At 66.2% G+C, this 23314-nt stretch carries 23 protein-coding genes and 2 tRNA genes; 23 read left to right on the forward strand and 2 right to left on the reverse strand.

The features are described from left to right. Nucleotides 1–369 precede the first annotated feature (369 nt). On the forward strand, nt 370–837 hold the full coding sequence (locus JS528_RS00210; protein WP_276312592.1) for a type II toxin-antitoxin system HicB family antitoxin: 468 nt from the start codon (nt 370–372) through the stop codon (nt 835–837). 194 nt (nt 838–1031) lie between these two features. Here JS528_RS00210 and JS528_RS00215 read toward each other — a convergent pair whose 3' ends face one another. Further along, nucleotides 1032–1964 (reverse strand): D-hexose-6-phosphate mutarotase, encoded by a 933-nt coding sequence (locus JS528_RS00215; protein ID WP_214357100.1) that lies wholly within the window; start codon nt 1962–1964, stop codon nt 1032–1034. 92 nt (nt 1965–2056) lie between these two features. On the opposite strand from JS528_RS00215, the gene holA reads away from it, so the two are divergent. The 20 genes from holA (at nt 2057) to JS528_RS00315 (ending at nt 19356) form a co-directional block, all read left to right on the forward strand. Next, complete coding sequence (gene holA, locus JS528_RS00220; protein ID WP_214357101.1) at nt 2057–3022, forward strand: DNA polymerase III subunit delta; 966 nt, start codon at nt 2057–2059, stop codon at nt 3020–3022. Nucleotides 3023–3067: 45 nt separating this feature from the next. Beyond that, nucleotides 3068–3664: a tRNA (adenosine(37)-N6)-threonylcarbamoyltransferase complex ATPase subunit type 1 TsaE gene (tsaE, locus tag JS528_RS00225; RefSeq protein ID WP_214357102.1), complete on the forward strand. Its 597-nt coding sequence runs from the start codon at nt 3068–3070 to the stop codon at nt 3662–3664. A gap of 131 nt (nt 3665–3795) precedes the next feature. After that, complete coding sequence (gene tsaB / locus JS528_RS00230) at nt 3796–4692, forward strand: tRNA (adenosine(37)-N6)-threonylcarbamoyltransferase complex dimerization subunit type 1 TsaB (RefSeq protein ID WP_214357103.1); 897 nt, start codon at nt 3796–3798, stop codon at nt 4690–4692. Continuing rightward, the gene (gene rimI / locus JS528_RS00235; protein WP_214357104.1) at nt 4689–5324 is read left to right on the forward strand and encodes a ribosomal protein S18-alanine N-acetyltransferase; all 636 of its coding nucleotides are present in this window, start codon (nt 4689–4691) and stop codon (nt 5322–5324) included. Before tsaB ends, rimI begins: the two co-directional genes overlap by 4 nt. Continuing rightward, nucleotides 5321–6364 (forward strand): tRNA (adenosine(37)-N6)-threonylcarbamoyltransferase complex transferase subunit TsaD, encoded by a 1044-nt coding sequence (tsaD, locus tag JS528_RS00240; protein ID WP_214357105.1) that lies wholly within the window; start codon nt 5321–5323, stop codon nt 6362–6364. The genes rimI and tsaD overlap by 4 nt, the downstream gene beginning before the upstream one ends. 156 nt (nt 6365–6520) lie before the next feature. After that, nucleotides 6521–6593: transfer RNA gene (locus JS528_RS00245), tRNA-Asn, on the forward strand. Nucleotides 6594–6638: 45 nt separating this feature from the next. Beyond that, nucleotides 6639–6711: transfer RNA gene (locus tag JS528_RS00250), tRNA-Asn, on the forward strand. A gap of 172 nt (nt 6712–6883) precedes the next feature. Continuing rightward, nucleotides 6884–7057 carry a hypothetical protein gene (locus JS528_RS00255; RefSeq protein ID WP_214357106.1) on the forward strand — a complete coding sequence of 58 codons (174 nt, stop codon included), beginning with the start codon at nt 6884–6886 and terminating at the stop codon, nt 7055–7057. Nucleotides 7058–7234: 177 nt separating this feature from the next. Next, nucleotides 7235–9268: a threonine--tRNA ligase gene (thrS, locus tag JS528_RS00260; RefSeq protein ID WP_214357107.1), complete on the forward strand. Its 2034-nt coding sequence runs from the start codon at nt 7235–7237 to the stop codon at nt 9266–9268. 195 nt (nt 9269–9463) lie between these two features. Further along, complete coding sequence (locus JS528_RS00265; protein ID WP_214357108.1) at nt 9464–10219, forward strand: YebC/PmpR family DNA-binding transcriptional regulator; 756 nt, start codon at nt 9464–9466, stop codon at nt 10217–10219. A 6-nt stretch (nt 10220–10225) separates the two neighbouring features. Then, nucleotides 10226–10810, forward strand: coding sequence for a crossover junction endodeoxyribonuclease RuvC (gene ruvC / locus JS528_RS00270; RefSeq protein WP_214357109.1), 585 nt, complete (start codon nt 10226–10228; stop codon nt 10808–10810). Between the two features lie 34 nt (nt 10811–10844). Then, nucleotides 10845–11468, forward strand: coding sequence for a Holliday junction branch migration protein RuvA (gene ruvA / locus JS528_RS00275; RefSeq protein WP_214357110.1), 624 nt, complete (start codon nt 10845–10847; stop codon nt 11466–11468). Between the two features lie 9 nt (nt 11469–11477). Next, nucleotides 11478–12578: a Holliday junction branch migration DNA helicase RuvB gene (gene ruvB / locus JS528_RS00280; RefSeq protein WP_214357111.1), complete on the forward strand. Its 1101-nt coding sequence runs from the start codon at nt 11478–11480 to the stop codon at nt 12576–12578. A gap of 48 nt (nt 12579–12626) precedes the next feature. Continuing rightward, complete coding sequence (locus JS528_RS00285) at nt 12627–13067, forward strand: preprotein translocase subunit YajC (RefSeq protein ID WP_214357112.1); 441 nt, start codon at nt 12627–12629, stop codon at nt 13065–13067. 3 nt (nt 13068–13070) lie between these two features. Continuing rightward, a complete protein-coding gene (locus tag JS528_RS00290) occupies nt 13071–13652 on the forward strand; it encodes an adenine phosphoribosyltransferase (protein ID WP_214357113.1) in 582 nt (193 codons plus the stop codon). Between the two features lie 68 nt (nt 13653–13720). Then, on the forward strand, nt 13721–14923 hold the full coding sequence (gene sucC / locus JS528_RS00295) for an ADP-forming succinate--CoA ligase subunit beta (protein WP_214357114.1): 1203 nt from the start codon (nt 13721–13723) through the stop codon (nt 14921–14923). Then, nucleotides 14923–15843 carry a succinate--CoA ligase subunit alpha gene (gene sucD, locus JS528_RS00300; protein WP_214357115.1) on the forward strand — a complete coding sequence of 307 codons (921 nt, stop codon included), beginning with the start codon at nt 14923–14925 and terminating at the stop codon, nt 15841–15843. Before sucC ends, sucD begins: the two co-directional genes overlap by 1 nt. Further along, a complete protein-coding gene (locus tag JS528_RS00305; protein WP_214357116.1) occupies nt 15840–17441 on the forward strand; it encodes a cell division protein PerM in 1602 nt (533 codons plus the stop codon). Before sucD ends, JS528_RS00305 begins: the two co-directional genes overlap by 4 nt. Then, nucleotides 17416–19047, forward strand: coding sequence for a bifunctional phosphoribosylaminoimidazolecarboxamide formyltransferase/IMP cyclohydrolase (gene purH, locus JS528_RS00310; RefSeq protein ID WP_214357117.1), 1632 nt, complete (start codon nt 17416–17418; stop codon nt 19045–19047). Before JS528_RS00305 ends, purH begins: the two co-directional genes overlap by 26 nt. A 27-nt stretch (nt 19048–19074) precedes the next feature. Then, the gene (locus tag JS528_RS00315) at nt 19075–19356 is read left to right on the forward strand and encodes a DUF3017 domain-containing protein (RefSeq protein WP_214357118.1); all 282 of its coding nucleotides are present in this window, start codon (nt 19075–19077) and stop codon (nt 19354–19356) included. On the opposite strand, the gene JS528_RS00320 is transcribed toward JS528_RS00315, so the two are convergent. Beyond that, nucleotides 19276–20217, reverse strand: a complete 942-nt coding sequence (locus JS528_RS00320) for an MIP/aquaporin family protein (protein ID WP_214357119.1) — start codon at nt 20215–20217, stop codon at nt 19276–19278. The genes JS528_RS00315 and JS528_RS00320 overlap by 81 nt on opposite strands. A gap of 162 nt (nt 20218–20379) precedes the next feature. Between JS528_RS00320 and JS528_RS00325 the strand changes: the two genes are divergently transcribed. Together JS528_RS00325 and der are read left to right on the forward strand one after the other, a co-directional pair. Continuing rightward, the gene (locus JS528_RS00325) at nt 20380–21153 is read left to right on the forward strand and encodes a pseudouridine synthase (protein ID WP_214357120.1); all 774 of its coding nucleotides are present in this window, start codon (nt 20380–20382) and stop codon (nt 21151–21153) included. Continuing rightward, complete coding sequence (gene der, locus JS528_RS00330) at nt 21150–23282, forward strand: bifunctional cytidylate kinase/GTPase Der (RefSeq protein WP_214357121.1); 2133 nt, start codon at nt 21150–21152, stop codon at nt 23280–23282. The genes JS528_RS00325 and der overlap by 4 nt, the downstream gene beginning before the upstream one ends. Nucleotides 23283–23314: the final 32 nt, after the last annotated feature.

Genomic DNA, 23314 nt, shown 5'->3' on the forward strand with positions numbered 1-23314 from the left:
ACAACCTTCCATATTCATGTTGAAATTTGTGAATCCACTACGTACAATGAGATGGAACGCTACGTCTCATCGATTCGGATTCGCGCCTCACCTAACTGTGCATATGTGCTCCGGATGAAGATGGGACTGACCAATCCGGCAAGGAGGACGGATATGATGAGGTATCCCAACCACTACACCTATCGACTTCGATGGTCCGATGAGGACGGGGAATACGTCGGTACGTGCGAGGAATTCCCTGGACTGTCCTGGCTGGACGGGTCGTCCTCGGCCGCTCTGGCTGGCATCCGCAAGGTCGTGGACGAAATCGTCATCTTAGACCATATGCAAATCCGAAAGCCAACATTGCGCAGATGGGAGGATTAGCCGATGAGGCTTGCATATCCAGCCGTTCTCATGCCGTTCGAGGACGAAAGCGACGGCTATGTCGTCCGTTTCCCCGACTTCGACAATGCCGTCACGGAAGGGCTCAATCTCGCCGATGCCCTGTATATGGCCCAGGACTTGGGCAACATTCTCGCGCTCGATGCTCTTGAAGCGGGCCAGGAGCTGCCCGAGGCGTCGTCATTGAACGATCTTCGGACCAAATCCGATGCGGACATCGTCACACTGGTTCTGCTGGATCCGACCGAGTATGCGAAGCGATTCGGAAACCATATGGTGACCAAGGAGGTCGAGGTCCCCGCTTGGCTGGCGACGTGGTCGGACAAGTACGGCATCGACTATTCGGATGTGCTGTGTCGACGACTGGAGGCCATGGCGCGGAGATTCAGTGATGCTCTCACGGACGACACCGACGGTGAGGCCGACGACCACAAGGCAAGTGGCAGTGCCTGACAAAATTGTGCACCGGGTGCCGTTCGAGCGGGCACTGCCGCCGCATCGTCGAGGATGACGAACATACGGTAGATGATGACCGGCGCCGTACGAACGTCATCGAGCTGCGTGAGTCGTAAGTGTTATGCGGTGAGGTGGTCGGGATGGCAGCCGGAGAATCATTGCTCCGGCCGCCATCCCGAACCAGGTCTCGCTCACTCCTCCACGGAGAGCACCTGACCCAGCGTGTGCGATTCTCCGGGGGAGAGGGTGATCAGGCGATCGCGGTTCGCGGCGGCCTCGACGCAGACGAAGCCGCGCCACTCGCCGTCCTCGAGGTCGCCGATCGCATTGCCCGCCTCCTCGCCGGGGTTCCACACGACCACCGCCTTCGCGCCGGGCGTGGCGACACGGATCGTGCGGTCCAGCGCATCGTCGCGCACGCGCAGACCGTCGTCGTTCCCGCGGTCATCCCCGGCGCTCGCGTCATCGGCCGAATCGCCGGTCAGATAGATGCGGTCCACCATCGAGCCGTCGAATCCGATCGGCCCGTCCTGCACACGCACCGGGAACCCGGGCAGCGTCGTATCCAGATACTCCGCGCCGTCAAGTCCGAGCACCTGTGCGCGCGCCACGTCGCCTACGTGCAGGTACGTGTGCAGGGCGGCCTCGTAGGAGAACGGCTCGTCGCCGTCGTTCGTGACGGTGAGCGCCATCGACAGCGAGTCGCCGACCGTCACATCGTACGTGGCGTGGAACCGCGGTTCGGGATTGCCGACGAACTGCGCGAGGATCGACGGGTCGATCTCGGAGGAGTCCATCGTGTAGCGCACGTGCGCGTCGTCGGACGATGCGGGGTCCGGCGTCCAGAAGCGTGTGCGTCCGAACCCGTGCTTCGGCTTCTTCGCGGGGGTGTCCTCGCCGGCCTCGGCGAGTGTCGGATCGTAGCCGGAGTTGAACCAGGGGAAGATGATCGGCACGCCGCCCCGGATGGCCTTGCCTTCCTGCAGATAGATCGTCCTCGGCTTCCAGACCACGTCCGGCATGCCGGACGGCGCCCAACGCAGCACGTGCGCGCCGTAGTCGCTGATCGATGCCGCGCCGTCCTCGTTGACGATGTCGCGGATCGCGAATGATGGTGTACCCATGGATCCTCCAAACTTCCTGGTTGATGAGTGCGCCGTACAATTATGCGCCGTACGTCGGCGCATTGTCCAACGGGTGTGGGGTGATGGGAGTCATGGCAAAACAGGCAGGGAACTCGGCGTTCCGCGTGGTGTTCGGCGGTGACGCGTACTTGAACGAACGAACCGCACGGGAGCTGTGCGACAAGGCGCTGAAGGACCGTCCGGATGCGGAGCTCATCGAACTGGACGCGGCCTCGGCCGACAGGTACGCCTTCGACGAGGCCGTCAGCCCGTCGCTGCTCGCCGAAACCGCCGTCGTGCGCGTGGACAACCTGCAGTCCGCCGACGAGAAGCTCGGCGAGGCCATGGTCGCATACGTGAGGGAGTCGAAGGACGACCCCAACGCCAGCATCGTCATCTGCCGCCACGAGGGAGGCAGCAAGGGAAAGCGACTGGCCGACCAGCTGTTCCGGGCCGGAGCGGTCAAGGAGGAGGTTCCGGATCTCAAGAAGCCGGAGGCCAAGCTCAACTTCGTGATCTCCCGCTTCGAACGTATGGGACGCCGCGTCGAACCGCTCGCCGCGCAGCAGCTGGTCGACGTGCTCGGCGAACGCACGGGCGAACTCGATGCGATGTGCCGCCAGCTGTGCTTCGACTTCGACGACGATCCGATCGGACTGAACCGGGTCAACCAGTACCTGACCGCCAACGCGCAGGTCACCGGGTTCGCCGTCGCCGACGCGGCCATGGAGGGGCGGACCGCCGACGCGATCGTCATGATGCGCTCCGCCGTCGAACAGGGCACGGCGCCGATCGCCCTGATCGGCGCGCTCGCGGCCAAACTGCGGAACGTGGCCAAGGCGTCCGCCGTCAAGACCGGCGCGATCTCCGCGTCCGAGGCCGGCATGCCGAGCTGGATGCTCAAACGCGTACGCCTCGGCGGATGGACGTCGCAGGGGCTGTCGAACTGCATCCGGACCCTCGCCTGGGCCGACGAGCAGAGCAAATCGAACGGCGGCGACCCGATGTACGCGCTCGAACGCAGCATCGAGACGATCGCCGCGAAGGGCCGTCGCTGACGAAGGACGACGGCGGACACGAACGAAAGCGAGGAGGAGAACGACATGAACGACACGACGGACGAGACGCGTACGTGGCGGATCGAGGTACCCACGGGGGAGGACATGCACGCGTTGGGCCGCCGCGTCGCGCATCTCGTGCGCGGCGGTGACGTGCTGCTGCTGTCCGGGCCGCTGGGCGCGGGCAAGACCACGTTCGCGCAGGGATTCGGCGAGGGACTCGGCATCGGCGAACCGATCGTCTCGCCCACGTTCACCATCGCCCGCGAACTCGACGGCCGATTCGCCGACGGGAGCCCCGCTCATCTCGTGCACGTGGACGCCTACCGTCTCGGCGGATCCGACTATGCGCCCGGTCAGGCCGCCGTCGACAGGCTCCTCGACGAACTGGAATCGCTGGGGCTCGACGAGGAGCTCGAGGACACGAGTGACGACACCGTCGTGCTCATGGAATGGGGCGAGCAGATGGTCGCCGCCCTCGCGCCCGAACGCCTCGAGATCCACATCGAGCGTCCGATCGACGTCGACGCCTCGGGAAGTCCGGCCGCGGCCCCAGATCCGGACGCCGAACTCACCGGCGACGGCACGCGCATCGTCACCCTCGTGCCGGTCGGCCCGCGCTGGGAGGGCTTCGCGCTGTAGACGATCCCTCCCGCTCCGGCCGTGGCATGCGCCAGTGGCGTTCGGTGTACACTCGCTAGAGGTCTAACGTGAGATTGACGGCGGGGCACGGGGTCGGACCGGTCCGCCCGCCGAGAGGTTCGGGAGGTTCCATGGGCTGCACATTGGTGATCGACACGTCATACGGTTCGACCGTCGGCGTACTGGGGCATGAGCCGATCGTCGAGACCGACTCGCGCACCCACGTGGAGCGTCTCCAAGTCAACATCGCCCGCGCCGTCTCCGATGCCGGATTCACGCCCGCCGACATCGAGACCATCGTCGTCGGCACCGGACCCGCACCGTTCACGGGCCTCAGAGCGGGCATCGTCACCGCCAAGGCGCTCGCCTTCGCCGCCGGCGCGAAGCTCATCGGTCAGGACATCCTCGAACCGCAGGCCGACCTTCTGTCCGGGATCATGACCGGCAACGGCGCGTTCGACGGTCTGGAGCTCCTCGCCGACGTGCCGCGCATCACGCCGGCGGGAGACGCCGTCACCCCCGACGACGCCCGTGAGATCGACCGCCACGTCACCCTGTGCGTCAACGATGCGAGACGCAGACAGCTGTACTTCACGCTCATCCACGGCACCACGTCCAACCCCGACGACGTGGCCGCGGCCGACCGCTGGATCGCCATGGACATCGACTATCCGGACGCCATCGTCGCCCGCGTCAACACCGCCCTCGCCGCACACGCCGCGGAACTGCCGGACGACGGGCGCTACATCGTGGATGTGATCGGCCACGGCGCCGCGAAATACGCCGCCCACTGGGAGGGATTCGGCGACGCTCTGGGCACCGTCGTGGACGGTTCGCTGCTCGATTGCGGCAGAGAGGGGCTCGCCATGTTCGCCGGTTGCGCGCTCGGACGCGAGACCCGCGGAGACAAGCCGCTGCCCGTCGAACCGCTCTACCTGCGCCGACCCGACGCGGAGGTGCCCGCGCCCCTCAAGCACGTCCTCGGCCACGAGGGCGCCACGCGCGGCGACGCGAAGGCACGACGATGACGGGGACGAACGCCACGCGCAGCGGGACGCCGGAGGAACGGCCCGCGCCCCTTACGGACGGTCTGCGCATCATCGGCATCGATGCGATCGATCGCGATGCGGTCGTCGACGCCATCGCCAGGCTCGAGAGGGAGCTCTTCGGACGCGGCGCATGGAGCGCGAACATGGTGCGTGAGGAACTCGATGCGCCCGCCCGCACGTACTACGCGTGCATCGACCGGAACGGCGACGACGGCGACGACATCGTCGGATACGCGGGATTCTGGTACGACGGCGACGACGCGGAGCTCATGACCATCGGCGTCGCCGAGTCGCATCGACGTCGCGGCATCGCGGCGCACCTGCTCGCGACGCTCGTCGACGAGGCCAAACGGCAGGGGGCCGCGCGCATGCTGCTCGAGGTGCGCGTCGACAACGATCCCGCGCTCGCGCTGTACGAACGCTTCGGCTTCGCCAGACTCGGACTGCGAAAGCGCTATTACCAGCCCGAGGGCATCGACGCCTACACGATGGCGCTTGATCTGGAGCCGCGCGTGGTCGGCTTCCGGTCGCCGTCCGAGACGGACGAGACGGACGCGAGCGGTCAACAGGAACTTCAGGAACGCAACGAACGGAAAGAGGACAACCGATGAGCGAACCCGTGGTGCTGGGCATCGAATCGACCTGCGACGAGACGGCTGCGGCCGTCGTGCGGGGACGCACGCTGATCTCCAACGTGGTCGCCTCCTCGATGGAGGAGCACGCGCGATACGGCGGCGTCATCCCCGAGATCGCCTCGCGCGCGCACGCCGAGGCATTCGTGCCGTGCGTCTCCAAGGCGCTCGCCGATGCGAACATGACGTTGTCCGACGTGGATGCGATCGCCGTGTCCGCCGGTCCGGGACTGGCCGGCTGCCTCGCCGTCGGCGTCTCCGGCGCCAAGGCCCTCGCATGGGCCTCCGGCAAGCCGCTCTACGGCATCAACCACGTGATCGGGCACATCGCCGTCACCCAGCTGCAGTTCGGCCCGTTCCCGGCCGATACGCTCGCCCTGATCGTCTCCGGCGGGCATACGTCGCTGCTGCATGTCGAGGATGTGGCGCGTCACATCGACGTGGTCGGCACCACGCTCGACGACGCGGCGGGGGAGTGCTTCGACAAGGTCGCGCGACTGCTCGGGTTCCCGTATCCGGGCGGTCCGCACATCGACCGTCACGCCCAGCATGGCAATCCGCACGCCATCAAGGTGCCGCAGGGCCTGACCCAGGGGCAGGCAGGCGCCAAGCATCCGTACGATTTCAGCTTCTCCGGAGTCAAGACCGCCGTCGCCCGGTGGGTGGAGGGCGAACAGGCGGCCGGACGCGAGATCCCGGTCGACGACGTGTGCGCGTCGCTCGCCGACTCCGTGGCGACCGTGCTCGCGAAGAAGGCCATGCGCGGCTGCCGCCAGTACGATTCGAACACGCTGATCGTCGGCGGCGGGTTCTCCGCGAACTCCCAGCTGCGCGCCAAACTGCTCGAGTTCGGCAGGTCCAACGGCGTCGAGGTGCGCATCCCCGAATTGAAGCTGTGCACCGACAACGGCGCGATGGTCGCCATGCTCGGCGTGAATCTCGTCGAGGCCGGGGTCGCCCCGAGCGCCCCCGACTTCGCAATCGATTCGGCGATGCCCCTGACCAAGGTGTCGATGTAGCCGATCGTTTCCGAAGGAGGATCTTTCGTCCGACGGGCGTCCACGCCGGGCGAAAAGCCTTGCGGCTGGCCGAGACACGCCGAATTTCCATTTTCGGTGATGTTCCTGTACAGTATCCGTCTTGTGCGAACGAGAGAGATCTTGTGAGCAAGCCATTCCTGCGTAGCTCAGTTGGCAGAGCATCCGACTGTTAATCGGACGGTCGCTGGTTCAAGCCCAGCCGCAGGAGCTTCTTCCGGTCGGGCGTGAGTCCGGTTGGTTGATAACTGAATATTCCTGCGTAGCTCAGTTGGCAGAGCATCCGACTGTTAATCGGACGGTCGCTGGTTCAAGCCCAGCCGCAGGAGCCCATCGAAAGCCGCTGGCGCATGCCCGCGGCTTTCTGCATGTCCGGGCGCAACGAAGCCGTTGCCGCAACCCCTCCGTGTGTCCGAACGGCGCGTCGTCCGCGGCGGCGCTAGCATCACAGGTAACGAACGGATGTACGGCAAGGAGGCCGGGATCATGGACGTGAGAATCATGAGGATAGAACGTGGCGTGTTCGCCGTGCTCCATGACGGCGTGGGGGCCGGCACGGTGCGCAAGCAGCGCTTCGGCATCAGACGCATGTGGCTGGCCGACGGAGCCAACGGCGCACAGGGCGTGTTCCCGTCGAAGAAGGTCGCCGCCGAGTGGCTGGTGCAGCGTGCCTGACGCGTCTGAACGGAGGGCCTCCCGCGAATGAACGTTGCGTGACCCATCCCGCCAACCCGTTCGCCAAGCGAACGCGGCTTGCGCATGTCGCCGTACGTGCCTATCGTGTTGCACTGTTGATTACACGGTCCAGGCCTGCCCATTGGTAACGCGGGCCCCGATAGCAAAGGACACATCATGGCGCAAAGCTCCATCTCCATCACGGTCAACGGCGAAGCGAAGGAGGTGGAAGCCACCACCACCGGCGTCGAGCTCTTCGCGGACGACAAGGACATCATCGCGGTCCGTCTCAACGGCGAACTGCGCGATCTGTACACCCCGCTCGCCGACGGCGACACGGTCGAGTCCGTCGCCCTCGATTCCGAGGACGGCCTCGGCATCATGCGCCACTCCGCGACGCACGTCATGGCTCAGGCCGTGCAGGAACTGTTCCCGAACGCCAAGCTCGGCGTCGGCCCGATCATCAAGGACGGCTTCTACTACGACTTCCAGGTTGACCAGCCCTTCACGCCGGACGATCTGAAGCAGATCGAGAAGCACATGCAGCGCATCATCAAGTCCTCCCAGTCGTTCCGCCGTCGTGTGGCGACCGAGGAGGAGGCCCTCGCCGAGGAGGCCGATCAGCCGTTCAAGATCGAGCTGATCCAGGACAAGGAGGCGCATCTCGACCCCTCCACCGCCACCGAGATCTCCGGCAAGGAGCTCAGCTTCTACGACAACGTCGACCGTGACGGCAACGTGGTGTGGAAGGACCTGTGCCGCGGACCCCACCTGCCGAACACCCGCTTCATCAAGGCGTTCAAGATCGAGCGTTCCGCCGCCGCCTACTGGCGCGGCAGCGAGAAGAACCCGACCATGCAGCGCATCTACGGCACCGCATGGGCCACCAAGGAGGACCTCAAGGCCTACCAGACCCGTCTGGAGGAGGCCGCCAAGCGCGATCACCGCAAGCTCGGCGCCGAGATGGATCTGTTCTCCTTCCCGGAGGAGATCGGACCGGGCCTGGCCGTCTTCCACCCGAAGGGCGCGGCCGTCATCAACGCGATGGAGGACTACTCCCGCGAGATGCACCGCAAGTACCACTACAGCTTCGTGCAGACCCCGCACATCACCAAGGGCGGCCTGTACGAGACCTCCGGCCACCTGCACTGGTACAAGGACTCCATGTACCCGGCGATGCGTCTGGACGAGGAGCGCGACGCCGACGGCAACATCACCAAGCAGGGCTTCGACTACTACCTCAAGCCGATGAACTGCCCGATGCACAACCTGATCTTCAAGTCCCGCCAGCGCTCCTACAAGGAGCTGCCGCTGCGACTGTTCGAGTTCGGCACCGTGTACCGCTACGAGAAGTCCGGCGAGGTCCACGGTCTGACCCGTGTGCGTGGCCTGACCCAGGACGATTCCCACATCTACTGCACCCGCGAGCAGATGAAGGGCGAGCTGACCAACCTGCTGACCTTCGTCCTGAAGGTCCTCAAGGACTTCGGCCTGAACGACTTCTACCTCGAGCTGTCCACCAAGGACGAGCACAAGTACGTCGGCTCCGACGAGATCTGGGAGGAGGCGACCAATACGCTCGCCGAGGTCGCCAAGGACTCCGGCTTGAGCCTCGTGGCCGATCCGGGCGGCGCCGCCTTCTACGGCCCGAAGATCTCCGTGCAGGCCCGCGACGCGATCGGCCGCACCTGGCAGGTGTCGACCATCCAGCTCGACTTCAACCTGCCCGAGCGCTTCAAGCTCGAGTACATCGCGGCCGACGGCACCCACCAGCGTCCGGTGATGATCCACCGCGCGCTGTTCGGCTCCATCGAGCGCTTCTTCGCCGTGCTGCTCGAGCACTACGCCGGCGCGTTCCCGGCGTGGCTCGCCCCGGTGCAGGTCCTCGGCGTCCCGGTCGCCGACGAGTTCGCCCCGCACCTGGCCGGCTTCGTCAAGAGCCTCGAGGACGAGATGGTCCGCTGTGAGATCGACTACTCCGACGACCGCTTCGGCAAGAAGATCCGCAACGCCTCCAAGTCCAAGGCGCCGTTCATCCTCATCGTCGGCGAGGAGGACATGAACAACAACGCGGTGAGCTTCCGCTTCCGCGACGGCAGCCAGCTCAACGGCGTCCCGGTCGACGAGGCCCGTGCGAAGATCCTCGAGGTCATCAAGAAGCGCGTCCAGGTCAACACGGCCGACGACTTCAAGGCCGCGACCGAGGACTGAACCTCCCCACGCCTCCCCATGCGGCGTGCGAGGCGCGCCGCGGCCGGTGCCGCTCCCGAACCGACGTGATTCGGCGTGACCGGCCGGCGTTCCCCGATGCGGGTTTTCCGCACCGGGGAACGCCGGTTGTCGGCGAACCGGCCTAAAATCGTCTCGTTTGTCAGTTATCCGTACATATAACCTGCTAGGAGCATTATGTCAGGTCATTCCAAGTGGGCGACCACCAAGCACAAGAAGGCCGCCATCGACGCCAAGCGCGGCAAGCTCTTCGCCAAGCTCATCAAGAACATCGAGATCGCGGCCCGCACCGGCGGCGGCGACCCGGACGGCAACCCGTCCCTGTACGACGCCATCTACAAGGCCAAGAAGGCCTCCATGCCGGCCGACAACATCAAGCGCGCCGTCAAGCGCGGCTCCGGTGAGGAAGCCGGCGGCGCCAACTACGAGGACATCGTCTACGAGGGCTACGCCCCCGCCGGCGTCGGCCTCATCATCGAGTGCCTGACCGACAACCGCAACCGCGCGGCCGCCGAGGTCCGTTCCACCCTGACCAAGGGCAACGGCTCCCTGGCCACCTCCGGTTCCGTCTCCTTCAACTTCGAGCGCAAGGGCCAGATCGAGGTCCCGTCCGAGGGCGTCGACTTCGACGACCTGTTCGAGAAGGCCGGCGACGCGGGCGCCGAGGACGTCGTCGACGACGGCGATGTCTTCACCGTGGTCACCGATCCGTCCGACCTGCACACCGTCCGCAAGGCCCTGCAGGATGCCGGCTTCGACTACGATTCCGCCGATATGGTCATGCGCCCGAAGAACGAGGTCGAGCTGACCCTCGAGGACGCGCGCAAGGTCTCCAAGCTCATCGACAACCTCGATGATCTGGACGACGTGCAGAACATCTACTCCAACTGGACCGCCTCCGATGAGGTCATGGCCCAGCTCGACGAGGAGTAAATCCTCGTGATCATCCTAGGCGTCGACCCCGGGCTCACACGCTGCGGGGTCGGCGTGATCGAAGCCGGCGCGCACCGCCGGCTTTCGTTTATCCACGTGGACGTCGTGCGCTCCTCGCCGGACGTCTCGCAGGATCTGCGACTGCTCGCCATCTACAACGGGCTGGTCGACAAGATCGAGACCTACGCGCCGGACGCCGTGTCCATCGAGCGCGTGTTCGCCCAGTCCAACCGCAACACCGTGCTCGGCACCGCGCAGGCCGCCGGCCTCGCCATGCTCGCCGCCGCGCAGCGCAACATCCCGGTCGCGCTGCATACGCCGACCGAGGCGAAGCTCGCCATCACCGGCAACGGCCAGGCGCAGAAGATCCAGGTCGAGCGCATGGTCACCCGCATCCTTAACCTGAACAGGATGCCCACGCCCGCCGATGCCGCCGACGCGCTGGCGCTGGCGATCTGCCACGCGCTGCGTCCGGCCGGCGCACTGCAGGGCGGGGAGCGCGAGGAGCACCTCACCCCGGCCCAACGGCAGTGGGCCGACGCCGCCAAGAAGGCGACGAAGCGGCGCATCAACGCCGATCGAGGCATGTGATACACTATCGAACAGTTGTTCGATAGGAGGTGTCGTGATCGGTTCGCTACACGGCATGGTAGAGACGGTGGACGCCTCGGCCATGCTCATCGAGGTCGGGGGAGTCGGGTACGAGGTGCGCATGCCCGCCGCCGACCTGTCGCGCGTCCATGGCGGCATGGAGACGAAGGTCTATACCTATCTCAACGTCTCGCAGGACGCGATCACGCTGTACGGGTTCCTCGAGCCCGCGGCAAAGCGCACGTTCCTGCAGCTGCTCAAGGTCTCCGGCATCGGTCCCAAGGTGGCGCTGTCGCTGCTGTCCACGTTGAATCCCACGCAGCTGGCCAAGGCCATCGCCGACAACGACGCGACCGCCCTCGCCAAGGCTCCGGGGCTTGGCAAGAAGGGTGCGCAGAAGATCATCCTCGAACTGAAGGGTTCCATCGATCTCGAAGCACTCGAGGAGACCGGCTCCGCGGTCACCACCGCCCGGCCCGAGGACAAGGGCGCGCTGCAGGTCGTCGAGGGGCTCATGTCCCTCGGCTGGCGCGAGCAGGACGCCGAACACGCGGTGCAGGTGGCCTGCGAGGCCAACGGCATCGCCACGCCGATCGCCGACGACGACGTGCCCAGGGTGCTGCGCCTCGCCCTGGCCTCGCTGGACAGGGGACGGTGATAGCGGCATATGAACGAACCGTACATCAACGGCGACTTCGCGCAGCCGGGAGGCAACGAGAACATCGGTGCGAACGAGGAGTCGCTGCGCATGGTTTCCTCGCAGCCGGTCGGCAACGAGCCGGTCAGCGACGAGGAGCTGCGTCCGCACGTCCTCGACGGATTCATCGGCCAGCCCCGGCTCAAGGCACAGCTCCAGCTGTTCCTCGACGCCGCGCGCAAGCGCGAGGTGCCGCCGGACCACATCCTGCTCGCCGGCCCTCCGGGACTGGGCAAGACCACGTTGGCGATGATCGTCGCCAACGAGCTCGGCGTGCCGATCCGCATCACCTCCGGTCCGGCCATCCAGCACGCGGGTGATCTCGCGTCGATCCTGAGCTCGCTGGACGCTGGGGAGGTGCTGTTCGTCGACGAGGTGCACCGTCTGCCGCGCGCCGCCGAGGAGCTGCTCTACATCGCGATGGAGGACTTCCGCGTCGACGTCATGGTCGGCAAGGGTCCCGGCGCATCGTCGATCCCGCTCACCCTGCCGCGCTTCACGATGATCGGCGCCACCACGCGCGAGGGCATGCTGCCATCGCCGCTGCGCGCCCGCTTCGGCTTCACCGCGCATCTCGACTTCTATCCGGTGGGGGAGCTGGAGAAGCTCGTCGAACGCTCGTCCGCGGTGCTCGGCGTCGCGCTCGACGAGGGCGCGTCGCATGAGCTCGCGTTGCGTTCGCGCGGCACGCCGCGTATCGCCAACCGTCTGCTGCGCCGCGTGCGTGATTGGGCGATCGTCCACGATCTGCCGTCGGTCGGTCCGGAGGATGTCAAGGAGGCCCTGGCGCTCTACCAGATCGACGCCGAAGGCCTCGACCGCCTCGACATCGCCGTGCTCAACGCCATCGTGCGCAACTTCAACGGCGGCCCCGTCGGCCTCAACACGCTCGCCGCGATGGTAGGCGAGGAGTCGGAGACCGTGGAGACCGTGTGCGAGCCGTATCTGGTGCGTGAGGGATTCCTCATCCGCACGCCCAAGGGCCGCGTCGCCACGGACAAGGCCTGGCGTCATCTCGGCATACGACCGGACGCCGACGGAGGGAAGTCCGATGTCAGCAAGCTTTTCTAAACTTGAGGTTTTGGACTAGTCATTTCCCGACCGGAAGGACCATTTTTCATGGATCAGATCGGATTTATCCTCCTGCTCGTCGTCGTCATGGGCGGCATGATGTGGTGGCAGTCGAAGAAGGCCAAGGAACAGCAGAAGAAGGTCAAGGACTTCCGCTCCAACCTGCAGCCCGGCACCGAGGTCATCACCATCGGCCAGATCATCGGCACGGTCGTCTCCGTGGACGAGCAGTACGAGGAGGTCGTCATCGACTCCGAGGGCTCGAAGCTGCGCGTCGGCTTCAACGCCATCTCCCGCGAGTACGTCCGTCCCGCGTACGTCTCCGACGACGAGGTGGACGAGAACGGCAACCCGCTGCCGAAGGATGATCAGGACGGCCAGAACGCCGAGGCCGAGTACGGCGAGGCCCAGGTGAACGTCGAGGAGTCCCTCGCCGCGAACAACGCCGAGACCGCCGGCGCCGCCGAGACCGAGAAGGAAGCCAAGTAACCCATGGCCGGCAGCGACATCACGATCAAGGACCTCGCCAAGGTCGGCGCCGAAGACGCCGAATACCTCGTCTCCCTGGTCCGCTCCATTCCGGGCTTCCCGAAGGAAGGCATCATCTTCCGCGACTTCATGCCGGTGCTGGCCGACGCCAGGGGCCTCGACGTGCTGATGCGCGCCCTCGAGGCGGCCCTGCCGCTGCCGGCCGACGAGTTCGACTCCATCGCCGGGCTCGAATCGCGCGGATTCCTGTTCGGCCCGGCGCTGGCCCACCATCTGGGCAAGGGATTCATCGCCATCCGCAAGGCGGGTAAGCTTCCGCCCGAGACGATCGGCGAGTCCTACGAGCTCGAATACGGCACCGCCACCGTCGAGATCGAGACCGCCGCGGTCGCACCCGGCGAACGGGTGCTCATCGTCGACGACCTCATCGCCACGGGCGGCACCGCCAAGGCGGGTGCAGACCTCATCGAGAAGGCCGGCGGCACGGTCGCCGGATTCAGCTTCGTCATGGGTCTCGACGGCCTCGACGGCCTCGACAGGCTCGGCGACGTCCCTGTGAGCACTCTGATCTCCATGCCGGCCTAGCCGACGGGATGATACGGGCGGACCACACAAAACGAAGAACGTAAGTTCAACCACACTACGGAAGAGCAATGGATCTTTACGAATACCAGGCGCGTCAGCTGCTCGAAGAACAGGGCATCCCCACGCCGAAAGCCATCTACGCACAGAACTCGCATGAAGTGGCCGAGGCCGCCGACCAGCTCGGCTACCCCTGCGTCGTCAAGGCCCAGGTCAAAATCGGCCACCGCGGCCAGGCCGGCGGCGTCAAGCTCGCCAAGAACCGCGACGAGGCCATCCTGGACTCCGAGGCCATCCTGCCGATGACCATCCACAAGCACAAGGTCAACGGCGTGCTCGTGGCCGAGGGCAAGAACATCCTGCACGAGTACTACGTGTCCATCTCCGTGGACCGCACCTCGCGCGACTACGACGTGCTCGCCACCGCCAACGGCGGCACCGAGGTCGAGGAGATCGCCAAGGAGCACCCCGAAGCGGTCAAGCGCCTGCACATCGAGGCCCTCGACGACTTCGACCTCGAGGCCGCGACCAAGATGGCCGAGAGCATCGGCTTCTATCACGCAGACGTCGATCAGGCTGCCCAGATCCTGCTCAAGATGTGGAAGTGCTTCAAGGAGAACGACGCCACGCTCGTCGAGATCAACCCGCTCGCCAAGATCGGCGATCCGGACGACGAATCCTCCAAGAGCCTGTGCGCGCTCGACGCGAAGATCTCCCTCGACGACAACGCCGCCTTCCGTCACGACGGATGGAAGCGCTTCTCCGATCCGCTGGCCAACGACGAGTTCGAGCGTCGCGCCAAGGACCACGGCCTGCACTATGTGCACCTCAAGGGCCAGGTCGGCGTCATCGGCAACGGCGCCGGTCTCGTGATGAGCTCCCTTGACGCCGTCTCCGGCGCCGGCGAGGAGCAGGGCACCGGCGTCAAGCCCGCCAACTTCCTCGACATCGGCGGCGGCGCCTCGGCCGAGGTCATGGCCGCCAGCCTCGAGATCGTGCTGTCCGACCCGCAGGTCGAGTCGGTGTTCATCAACGTGTACGGCGGCATCACCTCCTGCGAGCAGGTCGCCAAGGGCATCCTCGAGGCGGTCGACGCGCTCGGCGGCACCAAGCCGATCGTCGTGCGATTCGACGGCAACGCCGCGGCCGAGGGCCTCGCGATCCTCGCCGAATCGAACACCCCGAACGTGCACGTCGCGCAGACCATGGAAGAGGCCGCCAGCGAGGCCGCGCGCATCGCCGCGGCCGCCCAGAAGACCAAGGAGAACAACTGATGGTGCTGTTCATCGAAGACGACGCCCCCGTCATCGTGCAGGGCATGACCGGCCACCAGGGCATGACCCACACCGCACGCATGCTCAAGGCGGGCACCAACATCGTCGGCGGCGTCAACGCGCGCAAGGCCGGCCTCGACGTGACGTTCCCCGCCGCCAGGAACGGCGAGGACGCCACGGTCCACGTGTACGGCTCCTGCGCCGAGGCCCGCGAGGCCACCGGCGCCGAGGCGTCGGTCGTGTTCGTGCCGCCGCGCTTCGCCAGGGACGCGGTGGTCGAGGCCGTCGAGGCGGGCATCAAGCTCATCGTCGTCATCACCGAGGGCATCCCGGTCGCCGACTCCGCCTACTTCGTCGAACTCGCGCTGCGCAAGGGCGTGCGCATCGTCGGCCCCAACTGCCCGGGACTCATGACCCTCGCCTCCTCCGAGGAGACGCACGGCGTCAACCTCGGCATCATCCCCGACGGCATCGTCGGCCGCGGACCGCTGGGTCTGGTCTCCAAGTCCGGCACGCTCACCTACCAGCTGATGGGCGAGCTGAGCGACATCGGCTTCACCGCCTGCCTCGGTGCCGGCGGCGATCCGATCGTCGGCACCACGCTGCTCGAGGCCCTGCAGGCATTCGAGGCCGATCCGAACACCAAGGCCGTCATGATGATCGGCGAGATCGGCGGCAGCGCAGAACAGGACGCCGCCCAGTGGGCCGCCGAGCACATGACCAAGCCTGTCGTCGCGTACATCGCCGGCTTCACCGCCCCGGAGGGCAAGCAGATGGGCCACGCCGGCGCCATCGTCTCCGGCGGCAAGGGCACCGCCAAGGACAAGAAGGAGGCGCTCGAGGCCGTCGGCATCCGTGTCGGACGCACGCCCGGTCAGGCCGCCGACATCATGCGTGAGGTGCTCGCAGGTCTCCAGTGAAACTGAAACCAGGACGTCTCACCGCCATCATCAAGGGCGCCATCGCCTCCATCGGGGCGATGGCGCTCTATGCGATCTCGCTCGGCTGCTTCACCGCGCTGATGCTGCTGGTCATCTCGATGGAGGAGGGAGGGGAGAACCTGCCTTCCTCCGCGATCCGGCTGACCCAATCCATCATCCTGCTCAGCCAGGGCACCGGCTTCGTCATCGGCTCGGTCGATCTGACCATCACACCGTTGCTGCTCACCCTGCTGCTCATCCTGCTGATCGCCCAGTGCGTGCGCAAGGCCGGGGGAGACCTCATCAGCTGGGCCGTCGGCCTCGTCATATGGGTGGCCATCAATCTCATGTGCGCCGGCGGCGTTCCCGAGCTGATCGGCGGTTCGCCGCTGGCGATCATCGGTAAGACCGCATCGGTCTGGACCGTGGGCTTCCTCATCGGCGCCCTGCCCGGATCAGGCGTCATCGCAGCAGTGCGCGTCGCCGTCAGGGAACGCGTGAACAGACGTTTCTACGATTCCGTCCTGCTCGCCCTGCTGCTGACCGGAACCATGATCGCGGTGGCTCTTGTGGCCGGGCTCGTCGTCGTGATCGTGTGGATCGCGCGCGATTGGCAGGGCATGGCCACGCTGTTCGACATGGACGGCATGGAGAACGGCTCGCGCATCCTCACCACCGTCGCGTCGTGTGCATGGTTGCCGAACCTCATGATCTGGGCCGTCTCCTGGCTACTCGGCGCCGGATTCCATATCGGCGAGCTCGGTTCGTTCACCCTGTGGGTCGGACAGGCCGCGGGACTGCCGCCGCTGCCCGTGTTCGGGCTCATGCCCGAGGGCGTGGCCGATGACCGCGTCCGGTTGGGTCTGCAGTGCATCGTCCCCGCCATCTACGCGGTCATTGCGCTGCTCGCCATGTTGCTGCCCGGTCCGCTGAAGGTGCGCCCGGCGGCATTCGGCGACAAGGACGGCGTCAAATCCCTGATCGTCACCATGCTGTGCCATCTGGGCGCGTTCGTCGGATCCACCGTGGTCACGCTGGCGTTGTACGCCGGCGGCTTCGCCCTGTCGAACGGCGGTCTGGGCACGCAGCGCCTTGCCCATGTGGGAGTGGATGTCCTTCCCTCGCTGCAGGTGACGGCCCGTGCACTTGGATTCGGCCTGTTCGCGGCCTGGCTCGCCGTCACCGTGGTGTTGGCGGCCATTTACGGGATACACTGGATTGTCGAGTATCGGGCCGGGCGTCGTCCGTCGTCGCCCGCCGACGGCACTAAGGTGAAATCCGAGACGAAGGACTCCGGCAAGACGCGGGTCATGTCGCTGCGTTCCAAGGAACCCGACTCCCGTCCCAAGCCCAGATCGGCGGCCGGTTCGACCGGTCGCGGCAAGGATTCGGACCTGCCGGCCGGACCTGCCGGACCGGACAAGCCGTCGTCCGACGCGCCCGACGGCGAACGCAGGCCGCGCACCGTTCGCGGCGTCGAGGGCAAGGGCGGACGCGTCCCGCGCTCAGTTCGCGTCGTGCGTTCCGCCGGGGAACCCGTGAAGCCTGAACAACCATCAAAGGAGGAAAACAATGACAACAACCAACCGTCCGATTAAGAGGGCGCTGGTCTCCGTCTTCCATAAGGAAGGCATCGAGGTGCTTGCCGAGGCCTTCGTCAAAGCCGGCACCGAGGTCGTGTCCACCGGTTCGACCGCGAAGCGTCTGGCCGAGCTCGGCGTGCCCGTCACCGAGGTGAGCGAAGTCACCGGTTTCCCGGAGTGCCTCGACGGTCGCGTCAAGACCCTCGACCCGCACATCCACGCCGGCATCCTCGCCGACATGACCAACCCCGATCACGCTGCCCAGCTCGAGAAGTTCGGCATCAAGCCGTTCGATCTGGTCGTCGTGAACCTGTATCCGTTCGCCGACACCGTGCGCTCCGGCGCCGACGAGGCCGCGACGATCGAGAAGATCGACATCGGCGGCCCGTCCATGGTGCGCGGCGCCGCGAAGAACAGCGCCACCGTCGCCATCGTCACCGATCCGGCCGACTATGCGCTGGTTGCCGCCCGCGTCGAGAACGGCGAGGGCTTCTCCCTCGAGGAGCGCCGCTGGCTGGCCGGCAAGGCGTTCGCCCACACCGCCTCCTACGACGCGACGATCAACGAGTGGACCGCCAAGCACTGGCCCAAGCCCGCCACCATCGACGAGATCGATCGCGACGACGAGGACCAGCCGGTTAACGACGCCAAGTTCCCGGCCGCGTTCACCCGTACCTGGGACCGTGCGCACACGCTGCGCTACGGTGAGAACTCCCACCAGCAGGCCGCTCTGTACCTCGATCCGCTCGACCAGACCGGCTTCGCCCACGCCGAGCAGCTCGGCGGCAAGCCGATGAGCTACAACAACTACGTTGACGCTGACGCCGCCTGGCGTGCTGTGTGGGATCTCGCCCCCGCCATCGCCGTGGCCGTCGTCAAGCACAACAACCCGTGCGGCCTCGCCATCGGCGCGACCGCGGCCGAGGCCCATAAGAAGGCCCACGCCTGTGATCCGGTGAGCGCGTACGGCGGCGTCATCGCCTGCAACAGCACCGTCACCCTCGAGATGGCAGAAAGCGTGCGCCCGATCTTCACCGAAGTCATCGTGGCCCCGGCCTACGAGCCCGAGGCGCTCGAGCTGCTGCGGACCAAGAAGAAGAACCTGCGCATCCTCAAGGTGGCCGAGCCGCCGAAGGGCCACACGCAGTTCCGTCAGATCGACGGCGGTCTGCTCGTGCAGGACATGGATCTCATCAACGCCGTCGGCGATGATCCGGACTCCTGGAAGCTCGTCTCCGGCGAGCCGGCCGACGAGGATACCCTCAAGGACCTCGTGTTCGCCTGGCGCGCCATTCGCTGCGTCAAGTCAAATGCCATCCTGCTGGCCCACGATCAGGCCACGGTCGGCATCGGCATGGGCCAGGTCAACCGCGTGGACTCCTGCCACCTCGCGGTCGAGCGCGCCAACACGCTCGCCGACGGCGCCGATCGTGCCACCGGTTCCGTCGCCGCGTCCGACGCGTTCTTCCCGTTCGCGGACGGCGCCGAAACGCTGATGAACGCCGGCGTCAAGGCCATCGTCCAGCCCGGCGGCTCCATCCGCGACGAGGAGGTCATCGAGGCGGCCAAGAAGGCCGGCGTGACGATGTACCTGACCGGTACCCGTCACTTCTTCCACTGATCGATCGGCGAACGGGCTCGGATCAAGATGAAGAACCATCCCTACGTCTCCGAGGACCACGAAGGCAAGCCGTGGTTCGAATGGTGCGTCGCCGCGGCCGTGGTGCTCTCGGGCGTGGTCGCGGTCCTCGGATACACGATGGCCGCCACGGTGCTGATCTCCGTGACGGCCATCGTTACCGGGCTGCTGCGTCTCGCCATGCGTGAGCGCAGCCCATGGAAGGTGAGGTCAGTGGCGTTCGACGCCACCATCGGCATCTGCCTCGGACTCGGACTTCTCGTCCTCTACTTCAGCGGATACCTGCTGTGAACCGTCCGGATCATCGGACGACGCATCGGCCGTCGGTTCCCCATCGGAGCCGGCGGCCTCGTCGTATCCGCCCAGCTGAGCGGGATCGTCGCCCTTCTTCCTCGGTGCGTGGGCCATCTGCATGATGATCATCGCCAGCGCGACCAGGGCGGCGGCGAGGACCGGGCAGATCCAGAACACCCACAGCTGGCTCAGCGGTTCCACGGACAGGCTCTGGTTCTGGGAGACCAGGGCGATGCCGGTCGCACGGGCCGGGTTCAGCGCGGCGCCGGTCACCGGGAAGGTGACGGCGGCGGCAAGCGTGTAGGCGACGCCGGTGGCCGGGGCGTACTTCCTCGTGCCGTAGGTGGCCATCGCGACGCCCACGATGAGCAGACCGGCGACGACCTCGACGGCGATCGCCTGCGTGATGGAGAAGTTCAGACCGTACTGGTTGAGCGTCGTGTAGGACACGGAACCCTTGTCGAAGCCGTTGACCGCGGTCGTCAGCCACTGGGCCAGCGTCACGTTGCTCGAGGTGGGCAGCAGGAAGCGCACCAGCAGACCGGCCAGCGCCGCGCCGAGCGTCTGGAAGACGATGTACAGCACGCCGTCGACGATCCTCGTCCTGCCGGTGAGCATGGCCGCCACGGTCACGGCCGGGTTGAAGTGTCCGCCGGAGACCCAGCCGAGCGCGTACACGGCGGCGGCGTAGGCCAGACCGGTGCCGAGCGCGAGGTAGGCGAGGTTGACGGAGAAGATGATCGAGCCGAACGTGCTGAAGACATAGACGGCGAAGCAGATGAGGAAGGTGCCGATCAGCTCCGCTCCCACCCTAAGCGGCCACGGCTGCTCCTTCGTAACGGTTTCCTGTGATGTCATATCAATCCTTCGATAATCGGAGATACTGCGTGTCCCTGCCGGGGACCGCCCCGAGGACGCTGCCAGTCTAGCAGCGCCGCGGGTCGTGTCCGGAGTTTGGACCGGAGGTCACGATACACTATCAAGGTTGGAAATATACCCCTAGGCCACGTTGGGAGAACGATGCCAAACGCATATTCCCGCGCCAGAAAGGCGCATGAAGACAATCAGGAAGGCATTCGCCTTCAGAAGCTGCTCGCTCAGGCCGGATTCGGTTCCCGCCGCAAGTGCGAGCTCATGATCACCGAAGGCCGTGTCGAGGTGGACGGGGAACTCGTCACCGAGCTCGGCACCCGTGTCGATCCCCAGCGCCAGCAGATCCGCGTCGACGGATCGCGCGTGCGCATCAACAACAACCACGTCACCCTTGCGCTCAACAAGCCCAAGAAGGTTCTGTCCGCTATGGAGGATCCGAAGGGCCGCTACACGTTGCGTGACATCGTCGGCGACAAGTACGAGCGCATCTTCCACATGGGCCGTCTGGACTACGATTCGGAAGGCCTCATCCTCATGACGAACGACGGCGAGCTGAGCCAGCACGTCATGCACCCCAAGTACGAGGTTGAGAAGACCTACGTCGCCACGCTCGAGGGCAAGATCTCCGGCACCGTGTGCCGCCGTCTCGTCACCACCGGCGTGCAGCTGGACGACGGCTGGATCAAGCTCGACCACTGCGCGATCATCGATTCGAACCGCGACGCCACGATCGTCAAGGTCGTGCTCCACTCCGGCAAGAACCGCATCGTCCGCCGTATCTTCGGCTCCATCGGCTTCCCGGTCAAGCGCCTCGTGCGCACCCAGATCGGCCCGATCAAGCTCGGCGAGCTCAAGTCCGGCTCCTACCGCGTGCTGAGCCAGACCGAGGTCCGCGCCCTGTCCAAGGAGGTCGGCCTGTGATCCGCGTCGCCATCGACGGTCCCGCCGGCGTCGGCAAGTCCTCGACGTCGAAGGCGCTGGCCAAGTACTACGGCTTCGCCTACCTCGACACGGGCGCGATGTACCGCGCCTGCGCGTGGTGGTGCCTCAAGCAGGGCATCGACCTCGATGCCGCCGAGATCGACGAGCGCGTCGTCACCGAGACGGTCGGCGAGTTCTTCACCGGCGACCACTTTGACATCTCCGTCGACCCGGACAACCCGTCCGTGACCGCGGATGGCGAGGACATCTCCGAGGCGATCCGCTCCTCCGAGGTTTCCACGCACGTCTCCAAGGTGTCTGGCATCATCCCGGTGAGGAACGTCCTCATCGCGGCCCAGCGCGCCTACATCGCGCGCGAGGCGTCCGCCGACTCCTTCTCCGGCGGTCTCGGCGTCGTCGCGGAGGGCCGTGACATCACCACCGTCGTCGCCCCGGACGCCGAAGTGCGCGTGCTGCTGACCGCCCGCGAGGAGGTCCGCCAGGCGCGCCGCACCGGTCAGTCGGTCAAGGGTGTGGGCGCGGAGGACGTCGCCGCGCGCGACCGCATCGACTCGAAGACCACCAACTTCACGACCGCGGCCGACGGCGTCACCACCATCGACAACTCCGATCTGACCTTCGAGCAGACGTTCGACGCGCTCGTCGAACTCGTCGATGCGGCCATCGAGGAGCAGGAGTATGAGCGCTACGCCGCCAACCTCGAGGGCTACGACCTGGACGAGGGCGACGAGGCGCTGATCGGCCGCGACGGTCCCTCCGGGGCCTCCGACGGCCAGTCCGGCCCGAAGCAGGTCGGCGTGCTCGCCATCGTGGGTCGTCCGAACGTCGGCAAGTCGTCGCTCGTCAACCGCATCCTCGGCAAGCGCGTCGCCGTCGTCGAGGACACGCCCGGCGTCACGCGCGACCGCGTCAGCTACGACGCCGAATGGGCCGGCACCGACTTCAAGCTCGTCGACACCGGCGGCTGGGAGGTCGACGTCGAGGGCATCGACTCGGCCATCGCCTCGCAGGCCGAGGTTGCCGTGAACCTCGCCGACGCCGTCGTACTCGTCGTCGATGGCCAGGTCGGCCTGACCGATACGGACGAGCGCATCGTGCGCATGCTGCGCGCCTCCGGCAAGCCGGTCACGCTCGCCGTCAACAAGATCGACGACCGCGAGAGCGAATACCTGACCGCCGAGTTCTGGAAGCTCGGTCTGGGCGAGCCGCACTCGATCTCCGCCATGCACGGCAGGGGAGTGGGTGACCTGCTCGACGAGGCGCTCGACTCGCTGCGCAAGGCGAAGAAGACCTCCGGCTACCTCACGCCATACGGTCTGCGCCGCGTCGCGCTCGTCGGCCGCCCGAACGTCGGCAAGTCGTCGCTGCTCAACCAGCTCGCGCACGAGGAGCGCACGGTCGTCAACGATCTCGCTGGCACCACTCGCGATCCGGTCGACGAGATCATCGACATCGACGGCGAGGACTGGCTGTTCATCGACACGGCCGGCATCAAGCGTCGCCAGCACAAGCTGCAGGGCGCCGAGTACTACTCGTCGCTGCGTACGCAGGCCGCCATCGAACGATCCGAGCTCGCGCTCGTTCTGTTCGATGCATCCGTGCCGATCTCCGACCAGGACCTCAAGGTCATGAGCTCCGCCGTGGACGCGGGACGTGCCATCGTGCTCGTGTTCAACAAGTGGGACGCGATGGACGAGTTTGACAAGCAGCGTCTGGAACGTCTGTGGATGACCGAGTTCGACCGCGTCACCTGGGCCCAGCGCGTCAACCTGTCCGCCAAGACCGGCTGGCACACCAACCGTCTGGCCAAGGCCATGCGTGAGGCGCTGGAATCCTGGGACAAGCGCATCCCGACCGGCAAGCTCAACGCGTTCCTCGGCCAGCTGCAGTCCGCCCATCCGCATCCGCTGCGCGGCGGTAAGCAGCCCCGCATCCTGTTCGCCACGCAGGCCTCGACGCGCCCGCCGCGCTTTGTGATCTTCGCCACCGGCTTCCTCGAGCACGGCTACCGCCGCTACATCGAGCGTTCGCTGCGCGAGGAGTTCGGCTTCGAAGGCACGCCGATCCAGATCTCGGTGAACATCCGCGAGAAGAAGAAGCGCAAGTAGTCTCCCGCAGCAAGTCGGCTGTAACGCATGTC

This window comes from Bifidobacterium santillanense, assembly GCF_018555385.1.
In the GTDB taxonomy this organism is placed as follows: domain Bacteria; phylum Actinomycetota; class Actinomycetes; order Actinomycetales; family Bifidobacteriaceae; genus Bifidobacterium; species Bifidobacterium santillanense.